This window comes from Neolewinella agarilytica (assembly GCF_900110645.1).
GTDB classification, from domain to species: domain Bacteria; phylum Bacteroidota; class Bacteroidia; order Chitinophagales; family Saprospiraceae; genus Neolewinella; species Neolewinella agarilytica.
Map to the genome: position 1 here is coordinate 1 of NZ_FOFB01000034.1, position 25,423 is coordinate 25,423.

The following is a 25,423-nucleotide window of genomic DNA, read 5'->3' on the forward strand; positions in this document are numbered from 1 at the left end:
GCAACGGTGGCCGAAAGTACGGGATCATCCTAGTCTCGTTGTAAATCTAAAAATAAGTCGGCAGATGCTTGCTTGTTATCAGTATAACTTCGCTGCTCATGGTAGGCGGCACCCGGATCCCGACGAAAGCATTACGTTTCAATACGGGCAGGTAGTTGCCGAGGGCGCCAAAGAAAATACCCATCAGGATGGATAGCCCGCCCAGACCATTGTAACTCCCGGCTTCCGCACCATAGATAATGTAGCAGATCATCAGGGAGCTGAACGCAAGGGTGATGAAGCCGATGCTGGCCGACTTTGGGGAAGCCGTGCCTTCAGCTATTTTTTTAGTGATGGCGGCATTAACGAGCATTACCAGTGGAATCAGGATGGTGGGCACCAGCCAGAGGATGTATTTCGGGCCCCAGCCGTCGGGCTGACCGCGCCAGTCGAAGTGAATCGGAATTTGCTCCGGCAAATCACCATAGATCGAGGCGAGGTAAATGAAGGGGAGAAACACGAAAATCAGGGAAAGGATAAGCCGATTACTTTTCATGGTCCGGAGAATTTAGGTCGATGACCCACCGCAGCAGATCTTCCACGACGGTGGTGTTGAGGTGATGGCGAAGGAATTGTCCTTCGCGTACGACGGTGATCAGGTCGGCCCGTTTCAGCAAATCCAGGTGGTGGGAAATACTCGGTTTGGAGATGTCAAACTCGTCGGCAATCTCACCGGCAGTAAGCGAGCCATCCCGCAGTAGCTGCAGGATTTTACGGCGAGTGGGATCGCGGAGGGCTTTGAAGATTTCGTCCATTTGCATATTTAGACAAATGTCTAAATGATTTTGTTTAGATGGAGCATTACTTTTTTGGACAGAACGCTCGGAGCGGGAGGTTTACCGAACGTGAAAGCTGTAGTAATTTTTCCCTTCAGAATAGACTGCTCCTGTAAGCGGATTTTTTCCAAAGAGTGACATTTCCAACACTTGTTTACCTCGACGAGTAGGCTTAAAAGAATAGGCTTCTCTCCAGCCTCGCTCCAAACGTAGTGTATCACTATTTATGACGATAAACATCTCTTCAGGATTTAGCGAATGGTCCAGCTTTCCGATGCTTATGGTTGTCGTTATTTCCTCTCCCAGCTTTGGGTCAGAGAAGCCATCCTGTATTACCGGAAAAAAGGATGGAGGGGGGAAACAGATCAGCATTTTACCACCAGCTATACTAGATATATTCTCTACTAACTGAGTCAATGTGGTCAAATACTTGAGCGTTAGCAAGTCTCGCCTGATAGTAAAGTCCGATGCTGAAAGACCTTCTGTCATTGGCCATGCATCTCCTCCCCAAAAATTATCCTGATAGTACTTCAGTTTGAACTTCAATTCATTTTCAGAGAGATCCATCTGCTCACCAAATTCGGCCATAAAAACAGTTGTTCGTTCTTCCAATACATCAAGGTGAGAAGTATATAACTCCTCTAGTTCTTGTATGCTGTATGGGGCATCTTCAATATCGGCTGAAGCAAACTCCAGATATTCCTTAAACAGTTGTCTCCTTTCATAAAAGAACGGAATCATAGGTTTGAAGCGATCTTTTTCGTCCTCTGACAAAGTTTCCTCAACCTCTTGGATCAATTTATCTAACTGTTGTTGCTGGTGTTCGATTAAATTATGGTGAGCACGCTCAACAAAAGCCGCTTTTTCTATTTGCCCCTTGCTTAGGAAACGGTACTACAAATAGAGTAACCCACTGATGAGGAGGAGGATGGAGCAGGTTAGGCTGACGGCAAAATTTCGGGTCATGGTTGATAGAGTTGGGAAGAAGCCGGGGAGATTAGGATTAATATGATTTGGGTAGGATTTTCAGGATTCTCTGGTTTTGTACCGCCTGCTTTTGTTGGCGAAACAAACAAGGACACTTCAATCAACTCTGTAAGTGTATTTACCTTCCTGGGAAATCGTGTACCCCGTCAGTGGGTTAGTGATTAAACTAGAATATGAAATTGTATTTACCCCGCGATGCCCGGCCGTAAACTTGTAATCTACTTTACCATCATCTTTAACTTGTAGCGTATCAGAACCAACTATGATCTTTGAGTATTCTGGTAGCAGGCAAGTAGAATAGCCACCAATAAACAAATTAGCATTGACGGTCTCTCCCGGACGAGGATTTTCCATATCTGTAATCATTACCGGAAAATATCCGATACAGGACCCGGTAGATTTCCCCCCAGCCATTGAGGTTATATCAAAAATCATAGTCTCAGTGATAGATAAATAGGCAAGTACTAATATATCCCGCCGCTGAAAATGGTTTCCAGATAGAAGGTCTTGCATAACCGGAGCCATGCCTTCTTTCATAATGGATCCTATAAATTTTTTCTTCGCTTCTACTTCCTCTTTATTCAAGTTAAAACTTTCTCCGTAGTCATTCAGTAAGTCGAAATAGGCTCGTTGCAATGAGGCCAACTCTAAACTTAAATCATTCGCCAACTTTCTCAGCAGATGGCTCTGCTCCCTTTCGGGAAGCGGACTCCCCCAACGGTCTAAACCCATTGCTTGGTAACTCTTGACAACACCTCTGTACCCTTCGCTTGCCGAAACGATGACCGGTATCATTGGCTGATACCTTGCTTTTGATGGATCCTCTAGTTTGTCTTCAACATCCCCTATAATTTGGTATATCCGCTCCTCCCCCAACTCAATTGCCTCCCAAACCGTCTCCCGCTCAAACTCATAAGCCTCCGCCAGCGCCTCCTCCACCAAATAAAAATGCAGCCAAACCAAACTACCGAAAATAGCAATGGCAAATACAATCAGGGCGTAGGCGTAGGAGCGTTTCATGGGCAGCGGGTTTGGAGATATTAACCCATTGGCTGCCACGATATTGAGCCAAAGGAAAAATTAACGTCTTAACCAAACCAGCGGAGGTGGGGGAAGGAGGTAAACAGGCTTGCTTAGGCCCGCTCCAAGCGTCCGGGTTACCCCCATACTATCATTCCAGCATTCCCTCTATTCACTAACGCAGCACCCGTGTATCATAAGTACCAATCCCCTGCTCCTTCAACCAGGCCTGCTGTGCCTTGAGGCGGCGCAGGAAATCTTCGTAGTTACGTTTGGGCTGCGGCGTCCAGGCGAGTTCTGCTAACGCGAGGAGGCGGGGGAAGGTGAGGTAATCGATGTCTTCGATGGAGCGGATGGTCTCGCCCCAGAGCGGCGCTTCGATGCCGAGGATGTCGGCGTCGGTGATACCGTCGACCATCGAGGCGGGGTCCCAGAGGTAGGCGGAGTCTACCTCGATGTAAGCCGCCCAGTGGAGGCCGAGGCGGCTCGTACTGTCGTATTGCATATCGAGGTAAGTCCGGGTGGCGGGGCTGAAGAGCACTTTGTTGCCCGTCTTCTGGGCGATCTGAGCGTATTCGCTATGGTTCCAGAGCTGGGTGAGGGTGCCTTCGGCGAGGCCGGCGGTGGCGACTTCATCCCAGCCCATCGGTTTTTTACCATGGGAAATGATGATCTCCTGGGCACGCTGAACGAACTTGACGTAGTCGTCGTGCGGGGTAGCGTCGCTCTCGTCGCCGCCGAGGTGGAAGTAAGGGCCGGGGGTGATGGCGGCGATTTCCCCGACGACCGCGTCGACAAATTCGTAGGTGATTTCCTTGTTCGCATCCAGGGTGCTGAAGCCGACCCGCGTACCGGTGTAGGGGTCCCGGGCCTTGCCGTCGAGATTGAGTTCGGCGTAGGCATTGAGGGCAGCATTGGTATGACCGGGCATATCGATTTCCGGCACAATCGTCATGTTACGGCTGGCGGCGTAGGCGACGATGTCTTTGTATTGCTCCTGGGTAAAGTAGCCGCCGGGGGTACCGTCAACTTCAAAGCGGCCGCCGATTTCGGCCAGACCGGGCCAGGATTTGATCTCGATGCGCCAACCCTGATCGTCGCTCAGATGCAGGTGCAAATGGTTGATCTTGTAGGGCGCCAGGCGGTCGATGACGGCCTTAACGGTATCGACGCCGAAGAAGGTCCTGGCTACGTCCAGCATATAGCCGCGGTAGGCATAGCGGGGCGTATCAGTGATGGTGCCGGCGGGCAGGAAGTGCCCGCGTTCCGTGTTGGGGCTGAAGGCGATGACTTGCTCCAGGGTGGTAGCGCCGTTGAAGATGCCGGCGGCGTCTTTGGCAGAAATTTCGATGCCCTCCGCCGTGATTTGCAGGAGGTAAGCGCCGTCAGACAGGGTCAGGCTTTCATCAACGGAGGTCTTGAGTGGCAGCGCGGGCACCCCCTTGCTCTTCAGGTAATCCACGGCACCTGCGTCTGCGCCGGATTGGTCGTATTCTCCTGCCGGATCGATGTATAGGTAACCCTCCGTGGCTGACATTTCCACGGGCAGCGGCACCAGTGGCAGATCGTTGAGTGGCGCCATGGCGGGTGGCGGTGGCGGGGCATCGGAGCCACAGGCAAACAGGAAAATGGCGAGAGCAAAAATGGTCAGATAGCGCATGATCGGGGGTTGTGTGGGGGAAAGATAGGGAATTGGGGGCGACGGAGCGCGGGTGCGGGGGAGGCTCGACCAGAGCAATGGTTCCGGGCGTGATTTTTCCCGTGCCGGAAAAAAATCGAAGATCGAAAATGGAACATCTCCGGTAAATTTCCGATACGGGAAAAATCCACCCCGTATCTTCCCCCCCATGTTTCGTTTCCTTTTCCTCCTCCTGCTTTGCATCAGTGTCGTTCGCTGCGAGCAAGCCCCCGAAACCGCTACGGTGCTAACGGCCGCCTTCCCGGTCGAAGTTCCTCCTCCCCCGCCTCCCCCACCGCCGGTTTACGACTATGATACTACGCAGTGGGCGGAAATGATCCGACTCGACTCCAGCATCCGGCTCGACCTGCGGTACGCCACCGACAATAACTTCATGAAGCAGGTCATCTACGACTGCGGCCGTTGTTTTTACCGCCCGCAGGTAGCCCGGGCATTGCTAAAAGTACACCAGGGCCTGAAGGCGCAAAACCTGGGCCTGAAGATGTACGATTGCTACCGGCCGGGGCCTTACCAACAGCGCTTGTGGGACGTGTTGCCCGACGCCCGTTACGTCGCCAACCCCAGAAAAGGCAGCCTGCACAGCCGGGGTGCAGCGGCGGACCTGACCATCGTTCACCTCGACACCGGCGAAGAACTGGACATGGGGACGACCTACGACTTCTTCGGCGAAGAAGCCTATACCACCACGACCAATCTTCCGCAGGAAGTGCTCGACAACCGGGCCCTCTTTCAGGCGGCCATGCGCGCGCAAGGGTTTCTGACCATCCGGACAGAATGGTGGCACTTCAACTTCAGCGGTCCAAGGTTACCGCTCAGCGATTGGGTGTGGGAATGTGACGAATAAGGAGCCACAGCCGCCTGGCAAGCTGAAACAGCAGGGATGTATGCCCCGTTGCACACCTAAATCCTGCCTGGCAGCGTTACCTTTACTACCGTACTATTAAGACTACCCTACTATCATACTCTATTCTTCAAGCCCCTACAAATGCTGTTACGCAAACTATCTCTCCTTCTCGTCCTGCTCTGCGGCACGGTAGCCCTTAATGCCTCCACCATCCTCATTCCGATGGATGATAAGCAAACGGACCATCTCAAGGCCTACGGCATCGCCTACTGGGTGCTCGATAACCAGATCGATGCCTGGTGGCTGCTCAACTACCGCGGAGGCAGCTTTGCCTTTACCCACAGCCGCGCCTTTGAGCGCGAGTGTCTGACGCGGGGCGTCAAGTACGAGGTCATCCCTGACGCGAAGTTCAACGCCATCCTGGAAGACATCAGCAACCCCGAAAAAAACATGGACGCCATGCGCCTGGAGAAGGCGCCGAAAGTGGCGGTCTACACCCCCGAATTTAACTTTCGGGAGGGCACTAAAGTCCAGCCCTGGGACGATGCCGTAACCCTGGTGCTCACCTACGCCGAAATCCCCTACGAAACCGTCTATGACGATGAGGTGCTGGGCGACAAGCTCGCCGAATACGACTGGCTTCACCTGCACCACGAAGACTTTACCGGGCAGTTTGGTCGCTTCTACCGCAGCTTCCACACGGCCCCCTGGTACCGCCGGCAGGTCGCCTATCAGGAAGAGATTGCTGAAAGAAATGGTTATGAAAAGGTGAGTCAGCTGAAGCTCGACGTTGTCAAGAAAGTCCGCGAATTCGTCGGCGGTGGTGGCTTCATGTTTGCCATGTGTTCGGCTACGGACAGCTATGACATTGCCCTGGCCGCCGATGGAGTCGACATCTGTGCGCAATACTACGACGGTGACCCCATCGATCCACAGGCACAGAGTAAGCTGGATTTCTCCAAGACCTTCGCCTTCGAGAACTTCAAGCTCCAGCGCAAACCGCTGGAATACGAGTTCAGCAGCATCGACCACAACCCACGCCGGGTTTCTCAGAAGCAGGATTACTTTACCCTCTTCGACTTCAGCGCCAAGTGGGATCCCGTGCCCACGATGCTGACCCAAAACCATACCCGGACGGTTAAAGGCTTCATGGGCCAAACGACGGCTTTCCGCAAGGAGCATATCAAATCAAGTGTCCTCATCCTCGGTGAGAACAAGCCGGCGCAGGAAGCCCGTTACATCCACGGCAACTACGGCGAAGGCTTTTTCTCCTTCTACGCCGGCCATGACCCTGCCGACTACCGCCACCTCGTCAATGACCCCGAAACGGACCTGAGCCTGCACCCCATGAGCCCCGGTTACCGGCTGATTCTGAATAACATTTTGTTCCCGGCGGCGAAGAAGAAAAAACGGAAGACGTAGGGAGTTAAGGAGTCAGATAGTCAAGGAGTCAAACAGTCAGACAGTAGCTACCGCAAAGGGGAGTTCGCTTCGCTCATGGGGGAAGGTCGCTCTTTGACTACTTGACTCCCCGACTGCTTGACTATCTGACTACTTGACTATCTGACTCTTTTCCTAAATTTGCCTCCATGGAAACAGAACAGATCAACTCCTATTTAGACACGGCCGGCAACATGATAATCGAATACGCCCCAAAGGTATTGGCGGCTATTGTCATTCTGTTGATTGGAATTCGAATTATCAACAAGGTCGTCAGCATGGCGATAAAGTCAATGTCGGCTAAGGGAATTGGTGGTGACCTGGCCCCTTTCCTTGGCTCGATCGTGGGTATTGGGTTGAAAATACTACTGGTCTTTACCGTGGCGGGAATACTGGGTATCGACGTAGCCGCATTTGTTGGCATTCTGGCAGCAGCCAGTTTCGCGGTGGGGATGGCCCTGCAGGGTAGTCTGGCCAACTTTGCGGCGGGCATACTGATTATAATTTTCCGCCCCTACAAGGTGGGCGATTGGATTCAGGTACCGGGCGAGTTCTTCGGGCAGGTGGAAGAAATTCAGATCTTCAACACCATCATGGTTACACCGGGGCATAAGACACTGATCGTACCGAATGGAGAAGTAATTAATGGCGTAGTGACTAACTACAGCGTAAAGGGACACATCCGCCTGGAGTTATCATTCCTGATGGCCTATGAAGAGAGTTTCCCGAAGTTGAAGGGGATTATTTCCGACGCACTTCAAGGGCTGGAATACATCCTTGACGAGCCAAAACCACAGATTGGCATCGAGTCTTATGACACCCACAACATCATCGTAGCCGTCCGCCCATACGTTGCCCCTGACAACTACTGGGAAGCCACCTTTGAAGTAAATGAACGAATCAAAAATGCGCTTTCCGCCAACGGCATCAGAATGGCCTACAGCGAAGGTGTAGAACTGGGGTCAATCGGGGAATAAACAGGTTGAGACTGACACAATACGGCATAAACATGAGTCATCCTTAATTTTTGGATGAGATGACCATAGTGCCTGGCAAAGAACAAGATTTTAGCGATCAGCGGGCAGCATTCAGGCAAAACGGCTCTGAATGCTGTCCGCTGATCGCTTTTATACCGACCGAACTGAGTACAGGGTAGAAAACATAGAGAATGTTGCCCAAACTCCGGGAGGGCTCCTGTTTTATGCCTTACAAAGCAGGCCCTTTAGCCTTCATTGCACCTGCGGTAAGCGCCCTATGTTCTGCCGCCACTCTTACCGCAGAAAGTACACTTCCCGGTTTCCCCAGGCTTAGCTTTCACCTCTTTACCGCCCAGAACACCACCGATATTGGCGATAGTGTTCTTCATGCGAACGAGCTTATCCCCCACACTCATTTTCAGGCCACAGCGAGGGCAGCTATCGGGCCAGAAGTAATCTTTCAGCGGGTATATCATAGATCAGAAGTTGAAGTTCAGCCCTGACCGGAACTGGAAGGGGCTGTCACCAATGCGGTCCGCAGCCGTAAGCCGGAAGAGGATGAGAATTTCGAAGCCCGCCTGGCCCGGGCCTCCGCCCTGGCTGATACCACCGCCGAGGAAAGGTACGGCACGGGTTGCCCGAATGGCATCATCACCGTTAAAGCCTTCCACTTCGTTGAGCAGGCTGTACTCACCATGAGCAAAAAACTGGCCGAACACTTTAGCACGCGCAAAAGCACCAGCTGACCAGGTAACAAAGCTGGCTTTAAAATCTCCGCCCGTACGGGTCTGCCGGTAGGAGTTGTAAGCAAAACTTCCTCTGGGGCCAACACTCAGCACCTGGTTAATCTTGTAGCCAACGATGGGCGAAAGGCCAATCTGAAAAAAGCTCTCAAAGTTATTAGAGTTAAAGCCCAGCTGTGCGCCAGTACCCCACCAGATTTGACTCCCCAGCCTGCCATCATCGAAGTTGGCGGGGCTTTTGTCACTATAGTAGTCCAGATCCTCTTCGGCTTCTCTCTCCGTCGTTTGAGCGAAGGTGACAACAGAACAGGTAAAAAGTAAGAGTAATGCGAAAACGAATTTCTTCAACATGGAAAAGCAGTTTAATGACAAATATAACGGCCCAATCATTTACGGGGTTGTCCGCCTTAAGGATTTGCTAACGTTGCAGCGTCGGCAAGATTGCTTAACTTGACCTCATGACCGACCGACAAAAGACCGGGCAGCTTGGTGAAGCCATCGCTAAAGCCCACCTGCTGGCGCTGGGGCTGGAAGTGGTAGCCGAAGGCTATCGTTATAAAAGAGTGGAACTGGACCTGATCGCCCGTCGGGAAGACGGCTGCCTGCTCTTCGTAGAAGTCAAAACACGACGCGGACTGGCCTGGGGCCATCCCTCCGGAGCGGTCTCCGCCACGAAGGAACGAAACATCGCAAAGGCGGCTTCGGCTTACATGCGGGAAGTAAATCACGACTGGGAAGTTCGCTTTGACATCATCGCCATCCTCCTCCACAAGGATGGCAGCCATACGTTGGAACACATTGAGGACGCCTTTTTTCCGGGTTTGTTTTGAACAAGGTAATTGGGGCGCTACACGCAGGTGCAGGGTGAGGTTAAACAGCCCTGATACTTTCTTCCTAAAGGTGAATTATCTGGCCGTCTACGTAGCTGCCATGGTAATCCAGGAGGGACGTCTTTCGTAGCGATGCCCGACTGAAGAGCTAACGGTTCGTAAGGTGCCCATCGCGAAAAATGTGGTAAACATTCTCATTGCTTCGTCAACTCAGTCCACCATCGTATCGCGAAAAACCCAAAGCGCCCCGTACCTTGCACCCAAGTTAAAAACCTCCCGCTCTCCGTGGCCCAAACGCCTCTTCACGACGATCTCCTCAGCACCCTCACCCTCGGCACCGCCCGTAAAGAGGCCGGGCAGATCATCACGAACTGGCTGGCCGAGCGCGACGCAACGGACCCGATGGCGGATGACAGCGAGCAACTGCTGGCGGCCTGGGCCCTCCTGGAGCGAACAAAGCGGTTACAGCCCTCCGCTAACCAGGTACGCGAAGCCATGCCCCTTGCTCCGGAGGAAACCCTACCCTACGCCAGCGGCCGGCTGGCTCGTGGGCTACAACTTATTCTGAAGGGGACTTACCCCGGCGTGTTGCCCGAAGCCCTGGACCTACTGAACGAGCGCCAGCAGCTCGTCCCGCCTTACCTGCTACCGGACATTCTCGACCGGGCAACGGCGCTACGGGACAGTGCTCCCGAGTTGTCTGACCGGCTCCTCCTCGCCGGCGGCCAGCGCGCCGGCTGGCTGGCTGCCCTGAATCCCGAATGGGCCATCATTCACCCTGATTACGACTTCGCCACTGCCTTTCAGCGAGACGTGACCCCCGGCAAACGGCTACCGCTACTCCGCCGCTGGCGGCGGCGGAATCCCAAAGCCGCCCGCGAAGCATTGGCGGCGGTCTGGGACAAACAATCTCCCAAAAATCAGGAGAGCCTCCTTTCCGCGCTGGAGATTGGACTCTCCGCTGAAGATATCCCCTGGCTGCGTGCCGGCCTGGCCCCAAAACGAAAGGGGGTTCGCCGGCAGCTGCTGCGGCTGCTCTTACTGGCCGGTGAAGAGCGGGCAGCAGACGACCTGCTGGCGCTGGCCGCCAGCGCCCTGACCGACGAGGGGAAACTCCCCACTGTTCATCCTACCGCCGAAGGCAAAGAGGCCATCGTCTCCTACGGCGGTCTGCGTAAAAACGAAAGCCTGTCCGAGTTCCTTCTGTCTCAGCTGTCGCCAACGGCTATCCCCGACCTCCTCGGGCTGCCGGCTGCGGAATACTGGCCATCCCTGCCGAAGGCCCAATTAAAAGCCGCGGCTACGGCTATCCTTGCTTACGCAGATACTGACATTTGCGCCGACTTCGTCCGCTTCGCCCTCATCGCTAACCCGGCACAACTTCCGATGGAGGAGATCGCCAGGATTACCGCCGCCCTGCCCCAGCCGGCCTTCGAGGCCGTATTCCACGAAGTACTTGAGCGAGAAAAAAAGGTCTTCCATTATGGCGGCGTCGCCCGGGTACTGGCGCTAAGCCGGACGGAGCCATGGTCCGCCCGCATCAGCAAAGCCTTCGTGCTTCAGCTCGTTGCTACCCTTCGCGACATCCGGGATCTGCCCTACGGCCTGCAGCGTGACCTGCAGTCGCACTGGAAACTCAGCATTCCGTTGCTGAACGCGAGTATCTTTCAGTGGTCGCGGACGCACTTGCACGCCATGACGGAACGGTCAGATGTATTTGGTAAACTGGCAACGGAGATGTTGCAAATCCTGAGCTTTCGGACGGGCATAAGAAAAATTTAATTCCCGACACCTACCTGCGCAGCTACCTGTCCCGGAAGGACATCTGTCGTAGGGATGGCTGACTAAAGGGCCAACGGCCCGTGAGGAGCCCACCGCGCATTTCGCGATGGACTTCCCCTCAGGGCTAATGCATACTCGAAGCCGGACCCTCACCGCGAAGCAGCCCCGAAGGGAAAGGAACATTTTATCCTTCGCTCCGCTACGAAAAATGCACACTTCGAGGTCCTAAATTGGCAGTCTAGGACCTCGAAGTGTGCTCAGCCATGGAGCCGGAGGCGAAATTGCTGAGTTCCTTTGAGCGTCCGGTGAGTATGCGTTAGCCCTGGAACTTCCCCTTGACTTATTAATAATTCCCCTCATCGGTTTCGCCAACTCGGTCAACCATCGCTACTGAAAAACGTCCTTCCAGGGCTGGCAGGTCTAATAAATCTATTAATTCGTACCAACAATTAAACCATTGCCCCCCGTCGACATCAATATTGCAGTATACTATTCTAAATGCCCCGACACACACACCTGCTTCTACTCCTTTGTTTGCTCGCCTTAAGTCCACTGGCCGGGCAATTACCCCCCGTCTGTCCACCCGAAACGGTGCCGGAGATGACGCCTTTCTGCGCCGAAGCCTGCATCATTTGCGACATCGATGGCTTCACCGGCCGGAACGGGCGAGATGAGAGCTATGAGTTACCAGCCACCTTCTGCACGCAGCAGGCCCACAACGGGAAGTGGATCGGCTTCGTGGCGGGGAGTGTAGACTTATCCATTCGGCTCACAGTTTCCAATTGCGAACAGGGAGACGGACTCGAGATTGCCATTTACGAAGGTATCGACTGCCAGAACTATCGTCTCATCAGCGAATGCTTCGGCTCGCGGGATGCCGCGCAGCCCAACTCGTCCAGAACCTTCAGCAATACCGAACCACTGACTATTGGCCAGTACTACTACCTGGTGATGGACGGCGCCAGGAGCGACGTTTGCGACTGGCGCTTTGACGTCATTAGTGGCTCCACGGAACTGGCACCGCTCGACCAAACCGGCGCGATCGAGGGGCCGCTTACGGTCTGCCCGGAGGTAAGGACGGAATTTTCCACCCCCAGGCTCAACGGCGCAACGGAATACACCTGGACGGTCGATGACGAGCAGGTAGGCCGGGACACGACGCTTTCCTATGCCTTCAACGAAGTGGGCGATTTTGAGCTCTGTGTCCGGGCGGTCAATGCCTGTGACGCCGCTTCCCAGACTTGTACGATGGTTACGGTACGTACTATTCCGGCACAGCGGATCGATACGGTATTCTGTGCCAACGACACCATCTTTTTCGCAGATACTACCCTGACGACAACGGGGGAATTTGACTTTTCTTTTGTCACCGCCAGCGGCTGTGACAGTATGGTTACGCTCAACACTACCGCCGTACCTGCCCAGTCTCAGGAAATAGATGCCTTCGTTTGTTCAGATGATTCTCTTTCGGTCAATGGCATCGTTTACACCCAAACGGGCACCTACACCCAGGAACTAACCAATCAGTTTGGTTGCGACAGTACACTCACGCTCAGCCTGCTGTTTATCGAGTGTGACATCCAGGCGGTGGGGCGCGAACGCGGGGTGCAATGTAAGGGGGAAAGCAGTGGGGGCTACAGCTTTGCAGTTGAGGTAGGAACGCCTCCCTTTAGTTACGGCGTCATGCGCCTCGGCGAAAATGCCTTCTCCTCCGGTACAAATGTCGGGATCCATGAAGAGGTCGATGTCTCCGGGCTTTCCGTAGGACAGTATCAACTAAGTATTGCGGATAACTTCGGCAACACGCGCCTGCTTTCCTTCCTCATCACGGAACCCGAGGAGGCCCTGAGTCTTAGCGCCGTGCGGAGCGACTATGCTGGCAACAACCTCAGCTGTCCGGGAGCGGATGATGGCACCATCACCCTACAGCCCGCCGGCGGCACCCCACCTTACTCGGCCCGTTGGGCCGATGGCACAATGGCCCTCAGCCGGGCCAACCTCTCCGCCGGCAGCTACCCGGTAACGGTATCGGACGCCAACGGTTGTAGTACGCCGGGCACTTTCACGCTGACGGCGCCCGACAGTCTCCGGGCGACCTTTCAGGGAATCAATCCCGACTGCTCCGGATCGAACTCCGGGGCCATTACCGTCCTCGACCCCAGTGGTGGCGGTGGCGGATATACCCTCTTCGATGCAGCCGGTAATGCGGCTGATAGCAGTCTGACCTTTACGGGCTTGTCCGCCGGTACTTATTCGCTCGCGCTGGTGGATGCCAACGGATGTGTACTGAACGGTACCGTCGTCCTCACCGAACTCCTCATCCCCACCCTCTTTCTCCCGGAGCAACTGCAAACCCAACTCGGGGAGACTTTCTCTTACAACGTCCAGGCCCTGGACGCAGAAACGATCAATTTCACCATCCCCTCCACTTTTAGCGTGGAGGACAGTACCCGCAGCGAGCTTCGCCTGCTGGCCCTCAACGAGGGCCAGCTATTCGCCACCGCCACTTCGTCCGATGGCTGCACGGTAATGGATTCTACCCGGGTCATCGTCCTTAAAGACCGCCCTGTTTATGCCCCGACGGCCTTCAGCCCGAACGGAGACGGTGTCAACGATCGCTTCCGCCTCGAGTCTGGCCCGGCCGTAGAGGTCGTAGAATTTCTCCGCGTCTATGATCGATGGGGTGGCCTCCGTTATTCGGGAGACAACCGACCCGGCTGGGACGGAGAGCTTGCTGCCGCAGGTATTTATGTATGGGTTGCAGAGGTACTCTTCGTGGATGGCGAGCGTCGGCAGCTGCGGGGAGACGTTATGTTGGTAAGGTAGCCCTGGCCATTGCCCGGAGATTATGATACGGACGTTTGACTTTATCCCCACCAGAAAACGGGCCGCAGGCCCGGGTAAGGAAAAACATTGCACCTGCGGCCGCGCCACCAACCAAGCCTTCCGAAAACCACCTTGCCCCCGAAGACAGAAACCCGTAACTTTGCGCCCCGAAAATCAGTCTACGCATGTCTCCGCGCAAACTCCGCAATCAACTAAGTCCTGAAGCATTACGGGCCCGCCTCGAAGCTGAGACGGACCCACGCATCACCTTTTCTTTCTACCGCTATGCGCACATTGAAGATCCGGAACTCTTCCGTAATGAGTGCTACCTGCGCTGGACAGAACTTAGTGTGTTCGGCCGGGTGTACATTGCCAAAGAGGGGATCAACGGGCAGGTTTCTGTGCCTGCGCCTAACTTTGAGGCCTTCCGGGATGCGCTCTACAGCGTTGATTTTATGGATGGGATGCGTCTTAACATCGCCATCGAGTCGGAGGCGGAATCCTTCCTGAAATTGAAGATCAAGGTCCGCGATAAGATCGTCGCCGACGGCCTCAACGATGAGACCTTCGACGTGACAAAGCGCGGTCGCCACCTCAATGCTAAAGAGGTTAATGAACTACTCGAAGACGACGATACCATTGTCGTTGACATGCGCAACCATTACGAGAGCGAAGTGGGCTACTTCGAGGGCGCGATCCGGCCGGAGATCGATAATTTCCGGGACCTGCTCCCCGCTGTGGAGGAGATGCTGGCCGATAAGAAGGATGCCAATATCGTGATGTACTGCACTGGTGGTATCCGCTGCGAGAAAGCCAGTGCTTATTACCTGCACCGGGGATTCCCTAACGTGATGATGGTGGACGGTGGCATCATTGACTACGCCCGCCAGTGCCAGGCACTGGGCATCGAGTCGAAGTACCTCGGTAAAAATTTCGTTTTTGATGAACGACTGGGGGAACGGATTACGGAGCATGTAGTAGCGCATTGCCATCAGTGTGGTAAGCCTTCCGACCGGCAACTGGACTGTGCAAACGAAGCCTGCCATATCCTCTTTGTGCAGTGCGAAGCCTGCGCGGAGGCATTTAATGATTGTTGCTCTACGCAGTGTAAGGAATTTATTGAACTACCAGAGGAGGAACAGCGGAAGCTGAAAATCACGACGCAGTTTAACGGACAGCGGTTTGGGAAGGCGCTGCGGGCCTCTTTGGTGAGGGAAGGGACGGCTCGGCTGGAGTAAAGGTCGCTGCGCGACTGGGTTTCACGCAGAAGGACGCAGAGGAAGAGGTCGCTGCGCGACGAAGACAAGTTCGGGGGCTGAGCAACATTAACCACGGAGGGACGCAGAGGGAATCACAGAGGGACGCCGAGGGGCTGCTGCGTAGCTGAGTTCTTACCACAGATTACACGGATTCGCACAGATAAAAGCACAGATTTTTTTACCGCTGCCCATCCGGCACCTCGTACCCGGTACTACGCACCCATTCACAACCATTCTCCCCTTCCACCGTTAGGCCGGTAAAGAAAATTTACTATGGCAAACTATCTTATTGTGGGCGGCAGCTCGGGCATTGGCCGGGCACTTGTTGATCAGTTACTGGAAGCGGGGCATTCGGTTTCCGTGTGGGCACGGGAGCAGCGTGACTTACCGGCCTCTGTTTCCTTTACCGCTTATGACGTTACCGGTGAAAGCGACCCGCCTAAAGATAGTATTACCGACGAGCTGGACGGGCTGGTGTACTGCCCGGGCAGTATCAATCTGAAGTCTTTTCGTAGCCTGAAAGCGTCTGCCTTCCGGGAATCTTTTGAGTTGAACGTGGTAGGTGCCGTTCGTTGCCTGCAGGCCGTGGAGCGACCGTTGAAGAAATCTCCTTTGGGGGCAGTTGTTTTCTTTTCCACCGTTGCGGTGCAGCGGGGCATGCCGTTTCACGCCAGCGTAGCGGCGTCTAAGGGAGCTCTCGAAGGCCTGACGCGGAGCCTGGCGGCGGAGTATGCACCGAACATCCGGGTCAACGCCATTGCTCCGTCCCTGACGGATACTCCGCTGGCGGAAAAACTGTTAGCAACGGAAGACAAGCGACAAGCCAGTGCTGACCGTCACCCCTTGAAACGGGTAGCGGACGCCTCGGAAATTGCCGCTATGGCAGCCTTTTTGCTGAGCGAACGGGCAGCCTTTATGACCGGACAGATTGTTGGTATGGATGGGGGGCTGGGAGCACTTTAAGTAAGAAAAAACCCCTCTCCCGAAACGCGGAAGAGAGGCCATCCCAAAAACCGATTTAAGATCTTTCTCCGATGAAAATGCCCGTAAGGACCTGAGCAAAGGAGTACCGTATCCTCAAAGAGGACTGGTTAAGAATTCGTTGGTTTTGTAGATAGCATTGCCCCTTGTAGAGGAGGGCGGGATAACTCAAAGTCTTGATCCGCAGTACAACTATATGCTGCTACTGCTCTTCAAAGGTAAGTAAACGACTTAATTCGTGCAACCCGGGCAGGAGAGTTCTCCTAAAAGGCCATATTCACCCGGTGAGAATTCCTGCTGAACCCAAGGGCAAAACCTTCAACGGCCAGTATTTCGGGTGTAATTCCCGAATACTGGCCGTCGAAGATAGCTGGCAAAAAAGCGTCGTGCCAGCCTTAGCGATAGAAGGCTTATCTCAACTTCTCTTCCTGCACCTTACGCTTACGGGAATCGAGGATGCTACCACGCCCGATGGCGTAGCCAACGGTTAGCTCGTGGCTACCGTTGTTGTACTGCTGAAAATCACCAAACCCGAGGTCAAAAGAATAGTAAAGCTGGAAGCCATTGATCTCTGTTCCCAGGAGAAGGCCGATGGCTTTCAGGTTGCGGTAGCTGAGGCCGGCGATAAATTGATCATCCAGAAAACCTGCCTGCAGGTTGAAATCAAAAATGAAGGGGTGGCCGTCTTCCTGTATGTTCCGCATCATGATGCTGGGGGTAAGATTAACATCCAGGTCTTCTATCCGGAAATGTTGGCCCAACAGGAAGGTGAAGTTGAAGTTATCGCTCGTTGTTTGCCCGGAGATATTATCAAGACGATTACTCACCAGGTTATTGATGGTCAGGCCACCAAATACGCGATCAAGATAGGTACCGTAGATTCCGATACCGGCATCGAACTGATTCCGGCCGTCGAGGTAAGCCATAATTTCCTGGTCACCGGGTTCGTATTGCGGATTGTTGATGACGTCGGCATCAAGCGAAAGCCGTTGTACAAGCGTATAAAAGCCAAAGGAAGCCTGGAAAGGCTGCTCGCCCTTAACTTCTTTCCCAAGACCGAAGCGGAAGGCCACGTCGAGCTTTCCCTTCAGGCGATTACGCTGGGCTGCACTTTCGGAAAAGACGGAGGCGCCGATGCCAAAGCTTTCGCCAATGGGTCCGTTTACCCGAATGACGCCCGTTTTCGGAGAGTCTTCAAAGCCGGACCATTGGGCGCGGGTGTTTAACTGAATGATGTATTCATCCGCGAATCCGGCTGCTGCCGGATTGATGATAATCGGGCTCTGGATGTAGTGGTTGAAGATAGCTTCATCCTGAGCATTCAGGACCGACGCCATGGCTACCAGGAGCAAAACGAGGGTGGGTAGCATTTTTTTCATAATAAGCGTTGCTTAGTCGTTTTTGGGAAAAAGATAGCCGTGGCGGGTAGCTATTGTAGCGGTATCCGCCACGGCTGGTATCAAAATCAATCGGTAGTCTAGTCACGAATAATCGTAAAGGAGCCACGCTGCTGCATACGCTCCCCAAGTGGGTTGGAGAAATTGAAGACATAGTAGTAAGGGCCTTCGGGTAGTACCGTTCCGTTGTTAGTCAGACCTTCAAAACAATTGGTTCCGGTCTCATCGGCGCTACAGTTGTAATCATTTACTTCGAAGACCAACTGGCCCCAGCGGTTATAAATTTCGAGGTTATTATCAGCGGCATCAGCGTCTTCAGAACAGAAGATTACGAGCGTTTCGTTGAGTCCGTCACCGTTAGGCGTCAGGACTTCGCGAGTGCTGAGACAGGGGAAGCGACGATCCCGAACGGTAGCGACCATACGGACGGTCTGACAACCGTTGTCATCGGTTACTTCAATCTCATAGTCACCGGGGCAGAGGCCTTCGGCGAATGGGTCATTGCCCTGGTTCGGGAGTTGTGGCCAGTTGAAGCGGTAGTTTCCGCTGCCGCCGAGCGGCAGAATGCGGACACTGCCATTACATCCGTCTGAAGCATCCGTTGCTTCAAAAGTAACCGCCAGGTCTTCAGGGGCACTGACGTTGAAACTTTCAACTAATACACATTGGTTAGCATCCGTAACGGTTACGGAATACGCTCCTTCACTCAGAGACTGAATGGATGCCCCGCTACCGTTGTTAGACCAGCTGTAGCTGTAGGGGGTGATACCACCGTCAACGTCAATAGCAATCAAGCCATCGTTTCCGCTACCACAACTTACGTTTGTAACGGTTGGTGTAATACTCAAAGCCGGAGGAGCTGTTACTTCAATAGCACCAACAATTTCACAGCCTCCGTCATCCATTACGGTTAGGGTATAAACACCAGCAGCTGCATTTTCCAGTACACTATCGATACCGACAATCTGTTCACCAATCATGTACTGGTAGGTAAATTGCCCCTGGCCACTAATGGTGGTAACAATACGGCCGTCCGTTGCGTCAGGGCAGCTAACTCCAAAGCCACTGTAGTTGGATACTACCGACGCATTGACCGTGAAGCCTGCGGAAATACCGACAGTGTAGTTTCTTACTAACATAGCACCGGTAGCGTCCGAAACGGTCAGCGTGTAATCGCCGGGGCCAACACCCATTAGGTCTTCAGTAGCTGCCAGGCTTTCTGCTTCGCCGGTTCTCGTCCAGTTATAGACATAAGGCTCAACGCCACCCGAGATGGTTACTTCTATCTGCCCTTCAGTGCCGTCCTGACAAGCGACATCATCGATATTATCAAGTGTCTCTTCAATCCGGGCAACCGTAAAGGTCTCTGTGGTAAACGTACATCCGTTCTGGTCAGTCACTGTGGCAGTGTAGTCTCCTGCACAAAGCTGACTGATAGTCGCTCCGGTTTCTTCATTACTCCAGCTCACCATATAAGGAGCCGTTCCTCCCGCAATGTTTAAACTGATCATTCCGGAACAATCGGTGTCTTCTGTATCTGATGTAAGGGTAGCAGGAGCGGCGATTGCATCAGGTGCTCCTACCGTAAGTTCAACATCGATTGCTCCTCCCTGTGCATCCGTTACGAATACCTGGTAAGTACCCGGAGCAGCAGGAACTTCAATGTCGTTTTCATTGAAGGTCATTACAGTTCCTGTTGGCTCCACCCGTACGCTGAAGGGAGCAGCGCCATTATTAATTACTAATCGAATTACACCGTCCGTCCCATCCGAACAGCTAGATGGCTGTGTAGAAGTAGAGACAAAACTAATGGCGGCAGCGCCAACAGTGTAGCACTCCTCGGTTGTACACCCACTATCGTCCGTAACGGTAACACAGTATTCACCGGAAGCCAGGTTGCTCCGGTTCTGACTTGTTGGTCCATCCGCCCAGGCAAAGCTATAGGGTGGGTTCCCGCCGCTTGGGGTAATAGTAATAGCACCGTTATCGCCATCCGTTGCCGGAGTAACGGTACCCGGAGCCACAATCTGAGTTGGTGCTTCTACGGTAATGGTAGACGAAATTTCTTCCGTCCCGCTGGTAATCATAACGGTATAATCACCTGGTGCCAGGTCATCGACATCCTGCAGATTGGAGAAGGTATTACCTTCGAAAGTCCACAAGTAATTATAGCTACCGTTTCCTCCAACCACCGTAAGGTCGATGGAGCCATTGTCTTCACCGAAACAGCCTGAGTCAACTACAATGCCACTTCCTGCCGCAAGGCTGAGGGCCTGTTGAACAGCGAAACACTGGGTCTTTTCACAGCCATTATTATCGGCAACCGTCAGGCAGTAAGTGCCAGGAATAACAACATCATCAATGTCTTCTACGGAAGCCGTATATCCTTCGGGCCCGGTCCAGGCATAAGCAAACGGCATCCGGCCTCCCTGAACTACGACGTTAACGCCACCAGGATCCTCCGTAATACTAATGGGCGTACCACCGATAAGAACCTCAGCGGGTTCTCCGACCATAATATTCATTTCTTCCCGGACACAGTTGTTTGCATCCGTAACGGTTACGGAATAGGTTCCGCCATCTAATCCTGTTTGGGTGAGAATATTATCAGGCAGGTTCCCTTCCCAGTCAATGGTGTACCCTGGTGTACCACCAATGGTAGCAATCGTAATCCGTCCGTCAGACTCTCCATTACAACTAACACCGTCAACATCCGTAACCGTCAGAGAGAAGGGATCGGGAGCAGTCAACATATAGGAGCCCGTCGTGGACTGCCCGGTAGTAGGGTTAGTGATGGTTACACTATAAGTTCCTGCACCAAGTCCGGTCGCATTGGCCGAAGTGGAAACGTTAGGAGACCAGGTATAGGTCAGGTTACCTCCTCCAGACACCGTCAGGTTGATGGAGCCGTCGCTTAGTTCTGAACAGGAAGGACTGCTCACCGCAGAGTTTTGAATAGCAGGAGCGGGAGAACCATTTACCTGGCCGTTGATCAACTCCGCATTAACGATGCTGTTAACATCTTCAAATTCAATAGCCGTCGGCGAATCCCCGAAGCTTACGATACCAAGGTCTGTTCTCAACACTCGAAAACAGAGAGAGTATAGTTTACTTCCGTCAGCGATGGAGTTCCCCTGGGCCTGAGCATCAGCCCAGACGATACGCAGCACACCCGGCAGACTGTTATTTACGGATAAAGCACCGCGGAAGGCAAAGTCATCATCGGTACCGACATATTCGAGAATAAGCGGATCGTAGTTAACTGTATACTGGAAAGCAATCAGGTCGACTGCCTCGAAGCCGATAACCGACAAGCAAACAGTTTCTCCGGCACCTGCCTGAGCAGAACCGATCTGGAAGGTCAGTCCGTCTACCGAAGGTGCATTAGGGTTAATGCTTCCACCAGAGGGAACAATGCCTACATTTTGCCCATTACCGTTCCTTGCCTGGATGAGTACAGGGCTATTCGCAAAGTTCAGGTTAGTAGCAATCAGGCGATCTACCGTGAAACACAAACTCAACAGCGTACTGCCGTTGGAAAGTGTTTGGCCTGTACTACTGGCAGCATCCCAATCGAAGGTGATCGTTCCGGGAACGGGGTTACTAACGTTAGCTGTCGTAACACTTCCCAGGCCAAAGTTATTTGCTCCGTTGAAAGTGACGATAGACTCATCATAGTTAACGGAGAAGCTAAGCTCGGTAAGAGACGTAAAGTCGGTAACGAGGAGGTCAATACAGACTTCTTCGCCTACGCTTCCGGCTCCGTTCGTCAGGTCCATTACCAGATTATTGGGGGTACCACCACCGCCACAACTTCCCGTACCACCGTTAATTGTTCCGGGAACAACATCGATTGGGCTAATGGGCTGATTATTTGAATCCGTGGCCCGGATTCGGAACTGAGGCAAATCAACAATCTCAATGGGCGTTTCACAGACTTCCAATACGGTAAAGCAAGCCGTAAGAATGCTCTGACCGTCATCTACCGAGTTAGAGCCTACATTAGGGTCAAACCAGATTACCCGGACAACACCAGGTTCTGGGTTAGCCACTTGTAGCCCCTGAAGTTCTCCCGTTCCTACTGCATTGTTGAACTGCAGGCGGGTGGCATCATAGGTCACGGCAAACTGAAGGCCGGCCAGTCCCTGAAGCTTGAAAACGGGGAAGTCAATACAGACCTCTTCACCCATGGCGGCGCTCCCGTCACCGGCCACGATGGTAAAGTTATCAAACTCGATTACGCCGCCGGAGTTAACCGTTCCACTGGAAGAGGACACCGTCAGGTTGGTCCCCATGTTATTAGTAGCGGTTGCGTTTGTAACACTTACTGTTGTTTCGTCTCCGGTTAATACCGTCCAACAGACGGTAAACAGGGTTGAATTGCTGGCCAGCGTTCTTGGCGTAGCAGAAGAGTAGTTCACGCCAATCTGACCATTCGCGGTCGTATTGAAGTTCCCCGCACCAAAACCAGGCAGTGCCGGATTAGCCGTTACGGAAGACAGCTGCAATACCGCCGGATCGAAGTTCAGGGTCATCGCCAGATCGGTGATGTTCGTAAAGTCAGCAACCGTAACGTTCACACAGACCTGCTGGCCAATCTGAGCCGTTCCATCGCCTACGTTTACGCCAAGAGGATTCGTGGGACAGGCTGCACAGTCAGGGCCTCCACAGTCGACACCCGTTTCGTTACCGTTCATAATACCATCAGAACAGGTCGGCATCACCACACAGGGCGTACAATCGGGGCCGCCACAATCGACGCCCATTTCGTTACCGTTCTGGATACCATCAGAACAGGTCGGCATCGTTGTTGTACAACCATTGACGGAGCCATCGCTGGCAACGGGGCTGGGCAGTTGTCCGCTCGTGCTGTTTACCTGGATATTATTTAGGTCCAGCGCAGTCGTTCCTGCTATGTTGTTGGTGAAGCAGACCGTACCGATCACGTCACCGTTATCAAAACTTACGCCCGTCTGGCTTCCCTGGAAATACAGGAGGCGTAACTCGCCGGCGTTTGGCATATTAGCCTGAATGGGGTCCCCGAGCGCGGGATCGAAAGTAATACTGGAGAAGGTGAGCGCACCGGAGGAGAAATTAATCCGTGCGTTAAAAGCTGTAACGTTGGTGAAGTTGCCAACCGTAATGTCTACACAGGCCGTAGCGCCACTGGCGATATCACAGGCATCACCGAGGCACATGCTCACGGCACTGGTACCCATACCACAGTTCGTGTCGGGTCCGCCGGTATTTCCACAAGGTGCACAGTCGGGTCCGCCACAATCGACGCCCGTTTCGTTGCCGTTCATGATGCCGTCCGTACAGGTCGGTGTTCCCGGGCAGTTGGAGTTGGCAGCACCGGCGGAGCCGGTGACGGTGAGGGTTTGCCCTATTTCATTGAAGGCCCGTAGCCTGCTGCCGGGATCAACAAAGGTGATCGGGGTTGCAGTGGTATTATTCGCCGTGAAACAAAGTTCAAAAGCGGGGTTGTCAGCCGGGAAGCTTACTCCTTCCCCAGTAACATCATTCCATACTACTCGGATTTCACCCGGGACGGTCATCCCCGGATCAGGAATACCGTCTTCCAGTTCGGAAGCACGAATGATTCGGCTGTACGTTAAGTTTGTCGTGTTGTACCCGAGTACCATCTGAAAGCCGCCCAGGGAGTTGAAGTTTCCGACGAAGACGGGGATACAAACCTCTGCACCTGCGTCCGCGCATTCACTGCCTACGCAAATTTGCACATCCGTCGTTCCTTCACCACAAGTGGTTACACAGGGCGCACAGCTTCCGCCGCAGTCCACACCGGTTTCATCACCGTTCATGATGCCATCATTACAAGTTGGCATGGCCGTACAGGGGGCACAATCAGGGCCGCCACAATCGACGCCGGTTTCATTACCGTTTTGTACGCCGTCGGTACAGGTAGGCATGGTGCTGTTACAGCTGCTGTCATTAATCGTTCCACCGTTACCTACGGGGTTATTGACCGGGCCACTTAGCGAGTTTACCTGCAAATTATTAAAGCTAAGGTTAGTGCTGTTTGCAGTCTGGTTGGTAAAGCATAGCGTACCAAGGATGGTGCCATTGCCTACCGACACTCCGTTCTGAGAACCCTGGAAGTAGAGTAAACGAATGGTCGAAGCATTAATAATGTTTACCTGGATATCATCCACCAAAGGTGGCGCCGTAGTGACGCTTTGGTAGAAAAGGTGGCCGGCTTCAAAGTTGATGTCCGTAGAAAAGGCCGTAACCCCCGTGAAGTTCCCTCCCGTAATATCAATACAGACCTGCCCGTTTTGAGGGATAGAACAAGCATCCCCCAGACATAGTGTCAAGTCAGAAGTACCGTTTCCACAATCGGTATTGGGGCCACCACTACTGCCACAGGGCGCACAGCTTCCGCCACAGTCTACCCCGGTTTCATCACCGTTCTGGATGCCATCATTACAAGTTGGCATAGTCGTACAGGGGGTACAGCTACCGCCACAATCGACCCCGGTTTCATCACCGTTCTGGATTCCATCCGTACAGGTAGGTGTAGTGCCTCCCGGACAATCGCCGGCATTCACGCTACCATCATTTACAATGGGGTTAGCGACCTGACCGGCCGTGGAGGATACCCGAAGTTGTTCTCCCTGGATGGTGGTTGAAGCCGTTGTTTCGTTAGTAAAACAAATCGTGGCCAGCGTCTCGTTATCGTCCAGACTTACGCCCGTCTGAGAACCCTGAAAGTAAACCAGTCGTACTTCACCATCGCTGAATTCATTTGCCTGCAGTGGATCTCCAAGATCTGAATTGAAGGTAAAGCTTTCAAAATCCAGGTTCGCACCGGGATAGAGCAGGTTCACCTGCATGGCCGTTACGTTCGTAAAGTTGGTAACCGTCAACTCAACACAAGCCTGTGCCCCAACGGCAATGTCACAAATACTTTCAATACAAAGATTGAAGGAAGCGGACCCTTCGCCACATTCCATATCGGTCGTACAAGGTGCACAGCTACCACCACAGTCTACTCCTGTTTCGTTACCGTTTTGAATCCCATCGTTACAGGTAGGGCAGGCCGGACAGTCCGGGCCACCACAATCGACACCTGTTTCATTTCCGTTCTGAATGCCGTCAGAGCAAGTCGGAGGGCAGGCGGCACAGTCCGGCCCGCCGCAATCGACACCCGTTTCGTTACCGTTTTGCACTCCATCGCTACAAGTTGAGCATGCCGCACAGTCCGGGCCGCCACAATCGACTCCCGTTTCGTTACCGTTCTGAATGCCATCATTACAAGTAGGCATTGATGTCATTCCTGAGTTGATCGTACCATTGGTAATGGTTACATTCTCAATGATCTGATTCTGATCATTTGTAAACTCTGTAGGAATCGGCGTATCCGTAATCTGAACCTGGGTTTCCGTTGCGGCCAGCACGTTAAAACAGACAGTAGCCATCGTAAAGGGGCCGGCATCCGTAAATCCTGTAGTACTAAACAGGTTCCAGGAAGTACGGATCGTACCTGGGTTACTGGCCCGATGAACCAATGACATATTCGTTCCGCCAATATTACCGCTGGCAGACACATATTCCAGAATAGCAGGATCGTAACTGATGCTGAATTGAAGTCCGGAAATAGCCGTGAAATTGGCCCCGATAATGTCAACGCAAACTTCACTCCCAACGGGTCCGTCAGCATCGGTGATGGTTACGGACAGGGGTTGAGCACTCAGGCCTACGGTCAGGCAGAGCAAAAGCCCGCTGAAGAGCAGTTGGTAAAAATTTTTCATCTAAATTTCAGTTGTTGGGATTAAATCGGATGTCCTTAAAAAAATGCTGGA

17 protein-coding genes are annotated in these 25,423 nt (G+C 53.3%); 8 read left to right on the top strand and 9 right to left on the bottom strand.

Annotation, left to right across the window (positions count from 1 at the left end; genetic code table 11):
- Positions 1–46 precede the first annotated feature (46 nt).
- From BM123_RS21415 to BM123_RS21435, 5 genes are all read right to left on the bottom strand, one after another.
- On the bottom strand, positions 47–535 hold the full coding sequence (locus tag BM123_RS21415) for a DUF1648 domain-containing protein (RefSeq protein ID WP_090172768.1): 489 nt from the start codon (positions 533–535) through the stop codon (positions 47–49).
- Positions 525–794 (bottom strand): autorepressor SdpR family transcription factor, encoded by a 270-nt coding sequence (locus BM123_RS21420; protein WP_090172770.1) that lies wholly within the window; start codon positions 792–794, stop codon positions 525–527. The genes BM123_RS21415 and BM123_RS21420 overlap by 11 nt, the downstream gene beginning before the upstream one ends.
- A gap of 81 nt (positions 795–875) precedes the next feature.
- Positions 876–1,613 carry a hypothetical protein gene (locus tag BM123_RS21425; RefSeq protein ID WP_090172772.1) on the bottom strand — a complete coding sequence of 246 codons (738 nt, stop codon included), beginning with the start codon at positions 1,611–1,613 and terminating at the stop codon, positions 876–878.
- Between the two features lie 285 nt (positions 1,614–1,898).
- Entirely contained in the window at positions 1,899–2,822 is a 924-nt protein-coding gene (locus BM123_RS21430; RefSeq protein WP_090172774.1) for a hypothetical protein, read from the bottom strand.
- Positions 2,823–2,997: 175 nt separating this feature from the next.
- A complete protein-coding gene (locus tag BM123_RS21435; protein ID WP_090172776.1) occupies positions 2,998–4,482 on the bottom strand; it encodes a family 20 glycosylhydrolase in 1,485 nt (494 codons plus the stop codon).
- A 187-nt stretch (positions 4,483–4,669) separates the two neighbouring features.
- Here BM123_RS21435 and BM123_RS21440 point away from each other — a divergent pair, with 187 nt between their 5' ends.
- The 3 genes from BM123_RS21440 to BM123_RS21450 all read left to right on the top strand — a co-directional run bounded on the left by BM123_RS21440 (position 4,670) and on the right by BM123_RS21450 (position 7,782).
- A complete protein-coding gene (locus BM123_RS21440; protein WP_245748648.1) occupies positions 4,670–5,365 on the top strand; it encodes a M15 family metallopeptidase in 696 nt (231 codons plus the stop codon).
- Between the two features lie 141 nt (positions 5,366–5,506).
- Complete coding sequence (locus tag BM123_RS21445) at positions 5,507–6,787, top strand: asparagine synthetase B (protein ID WP_090172778.1); 1,281 nt, start codon at positions 5,507–5,509, stop codon at positions 6,785–6,787.
- A 167-nt stretch (positions 6,788–6,954) separates the two neighbouring features.
- Positions 6,955–7,782, top strand: coding sequence for a mechanosensitive ion channel family protein (locus tag BM123_RS21450; protein WP_090172780.1), 828 nt, complete (start codon positions 6,955–6,957; stop codon positions 7,780–7,782).
- Positions 7,783–8,057: 275 nt separating this feature from the next.
- Here the strand turns inward: BM123_RS21450 and BM123_RS21455 are convergent, their stop codons facing one another.
- Both BM123_RS21455 and BM123_RS21460 read right to left on the bottom strand, forming a co-directional pair.
- Positions 8,058–8,258: a hypothetical protein gene (locus BM123_RS21455; RefSeq protein ID WP_090172782.1), complete on the bottom strand. Its 201-nt coding sequence runs from the start codon at positions 8,256–8,258 to the stop codon at positions 8,058–8,060.
- A gap of 3 nt (positions 8,259–8,261) precedes the next feature.
- A complete protein-coding gene (locus tag BM123_RS21460) occupies positions 8,262–8,876 on the bottom strand; it encodes a hypothetical protein (RefSeq protein WP_090172784.1) in 615 nt (204 codons plus the stop codon).
- A gap of 107 nt (positions 8,877–8,983) precedes the next feature.
- Between BM123_RS21460 and BM123_RS21465 the strand changes: the two genes are divergently transcribed.
- The 5 genes from BM123_RS21465 (at position 8,984) to BM123_RS21485 (ending at position 16,185) form a co-directional block, all read left to right on the top strand.
- Positions 8,984–9,355, top strand: coding sequence for a YraN family protein (locus tag BM123_RS21465; protein ID WP_090172786.1), 372 nt, complete (start codon positions 8,984–8,986; stop codon positions 9,353–9,355).
- 285 nt (positions 9,356–9,640) lie between these two features.
- Positions 9,641–11,137 (top strand): DUF5691 domain-containing protein, encoded by a 1,497-nt coding sequence (locus tag BM123_RS21470; protein WP_090172788.1) that lies wholly within the window; start codon positions 9,641–9,643, stop codon positions 11,135–11,137.
- A gap of 498 nt (positions 11,138–11,635) precedes the next feature.
- Positions 11,636–13,963, top strand: coding sequence for a T9SS type B sorting domain-containing protein (locus BM123_RS21475; RefSeq protein ID WP_090172790.1), 2,328 nt, complete (start codon positions 11,636–11,638; stop codon positions 13,961–13,963).
- A gap of 185 nt (positions 13,964–14,148) precedes the next feature.
- Entirely contained in the window at positions 14,149–15,201 is a 1,053-nt protein-coding gene (gene trhO, locus BM123_RS21480) for an oxygen-dependent tRNA uridine(34) hydroxylase TrhO (protein WP_090172791.1), read from the top strand.
- Positions 15,202–15,495: 294 nt separating this feature from the next.
- Positions 15,496–16,185, top strand: a complete 690-nt coding sequence (locus BM123_RS21485; RefSeq protein WP_090172793.1) for an SDR family NAD(P)-dependent oxidoreductase — start codon at positions 15,496–15,498, stop codon at positions 16,183–16,185.
- Between the two features lie 428 nt (positions 16,186–16,613).
- Here BM123_RS21485 and BM123_RS21490 read toward each other — a convergent pair whose 3' ends face one another.
- Both BM123_RS21490 and BM123_RS21495 read right to left on the bottom strand, forming a co-directional pair.
- Positions 16,614–17,582 (bottom strand): PorP/SprF family type IX secretion system membrane protein, encoded by a 969-nt coding sequence (locus tag BM123_RS21490; protein WP_090172794.1) that lies wholly within the window; start codon positions 17,580–17,582, stop codon positions 16,614–16,616.
- Positions 17,583–17,680: 98 nt separating this feature from the next.
- Positions 17,681–25,372, bottom strand: a complete 7,692-nt coding sequence (locus BM123_RS21495) for a cohesin domain-containing protein (RefSeq protein WP_090172796.1) — start codon at positions 25,370–25,372, stop codon at positions 17,681–17,683.
- Between the last annotated feature and the right edge of the window lie 51 nt (positions 25,373–25,423).

Excerpts from the sequence above, each read along its gene's own strand:
- BM123_RS21415 (WP_090172768.1), bottom strand. The coding sequence starts at position 535 with ATGAAAAGTAATCGGCTTATCCTTTCCCTGATTTTCGTGTTTCTCCCC.
- BM123_RS21420 (WP_090172770.1), bottom strand. The coding sequence starts at position 794 with ATGGACGAAATCTTCAAAGCCCTCCGCGATCCCACTCGCCGTAAAATC.
- BM123_RS21430 (WP_090172774.1), bottom strand. The coding sequence starts at position 2,822 with ATGAAACGCTCCTACGCCTACGCCCTGATTGTATTTGCCATTGCTATT.
- BM123_RS21435 (WP_090172776.1), bottom strand. The coding sequence starts at position 4,482 with ATGCGCTATCTGACCATTTTTGCTCTCGCCATTTTCCTGTTTGCCTGT.
- BM123_RS21440 (WP_245748648.1), top strand. The coding sequence starts at position 4,670 with ATGTTTCGTTTCCTTTTCCTCCTCCTGCTTTGCATCAGTGTCGTTCGC.
- BM123_RS21445 (WP_090172778.1), top strand. The coding sequence starts at position 5,507 with ATGCTGTTACGCAAACTATCTCTCCTTCTCGTCCTGCTCTGCGGCACG.
- BM123_RS21450 (WP_090172780.1), top strand. The coding sequence starts at position 6,955 with ATGGAAACAGAACAGATCAACTCCTATTTAGACACGGCCGGCAACATG.
- BM123_RS21455 (WP_090172782.1), bottom strand. The coding sequence starts at position 8,258 with ATGATATACCCGCTGAAAGATTACTTCTGGCCCGATAGCTGCCCTCGC.
- BM123_RS21460 (WP_090172784.1), bottom strand. The coding sequence starts at position 8,876 with ATGTTGAAGAAATTCGTTTTCGCATTACTCTTACTTTTTACCTGTTCT.
- BM123_RS21465 (WP_090172786.1), top strand. The coding sequence starts at position 8,984 with ATGACCGACCGACAAAAGACCGGGCAGCTTGGTGAAGCCATCGCTAAA.
- BM123_RS21475 (WP_090172790.1), top strand. The coding sequence starts at position 11,636 with ATGCCCCGACACACACACCTGCTTCTACTCCTTTGTTTGCTCGCCTTA.
- trhO (WP_090172791.1), top strand. The coding sequence starts at position 14,149 with ATGTCTCCGCGCAAACTCCGCAATCAACTAAGTCCTGAAGCATTACGG.
- BM123_RS21485 (WP_090172793.1), top strand. The coding sequence starts at position 15,496 with ATGGCAAACTATCTTATTGTGGGCGGCAGCTCGGGCATTGGCCGGGCA.
- BM123_RS21490 (WP_090172794.1), bottom strand. The coding sequence starts at position 17,582 with ATGAAAAAAATGCTACCCACCCTCGTTTTGCTCCTGGTAGCCATGGCG.
- BM123_RS21495 (WP_090172796.1), bottom strand. The coding sequence starts at position 25,372 with ATGAAAAATTTTTACCAACTGCTCTTCAGCGGGCTTTTGCTCTGCCTG.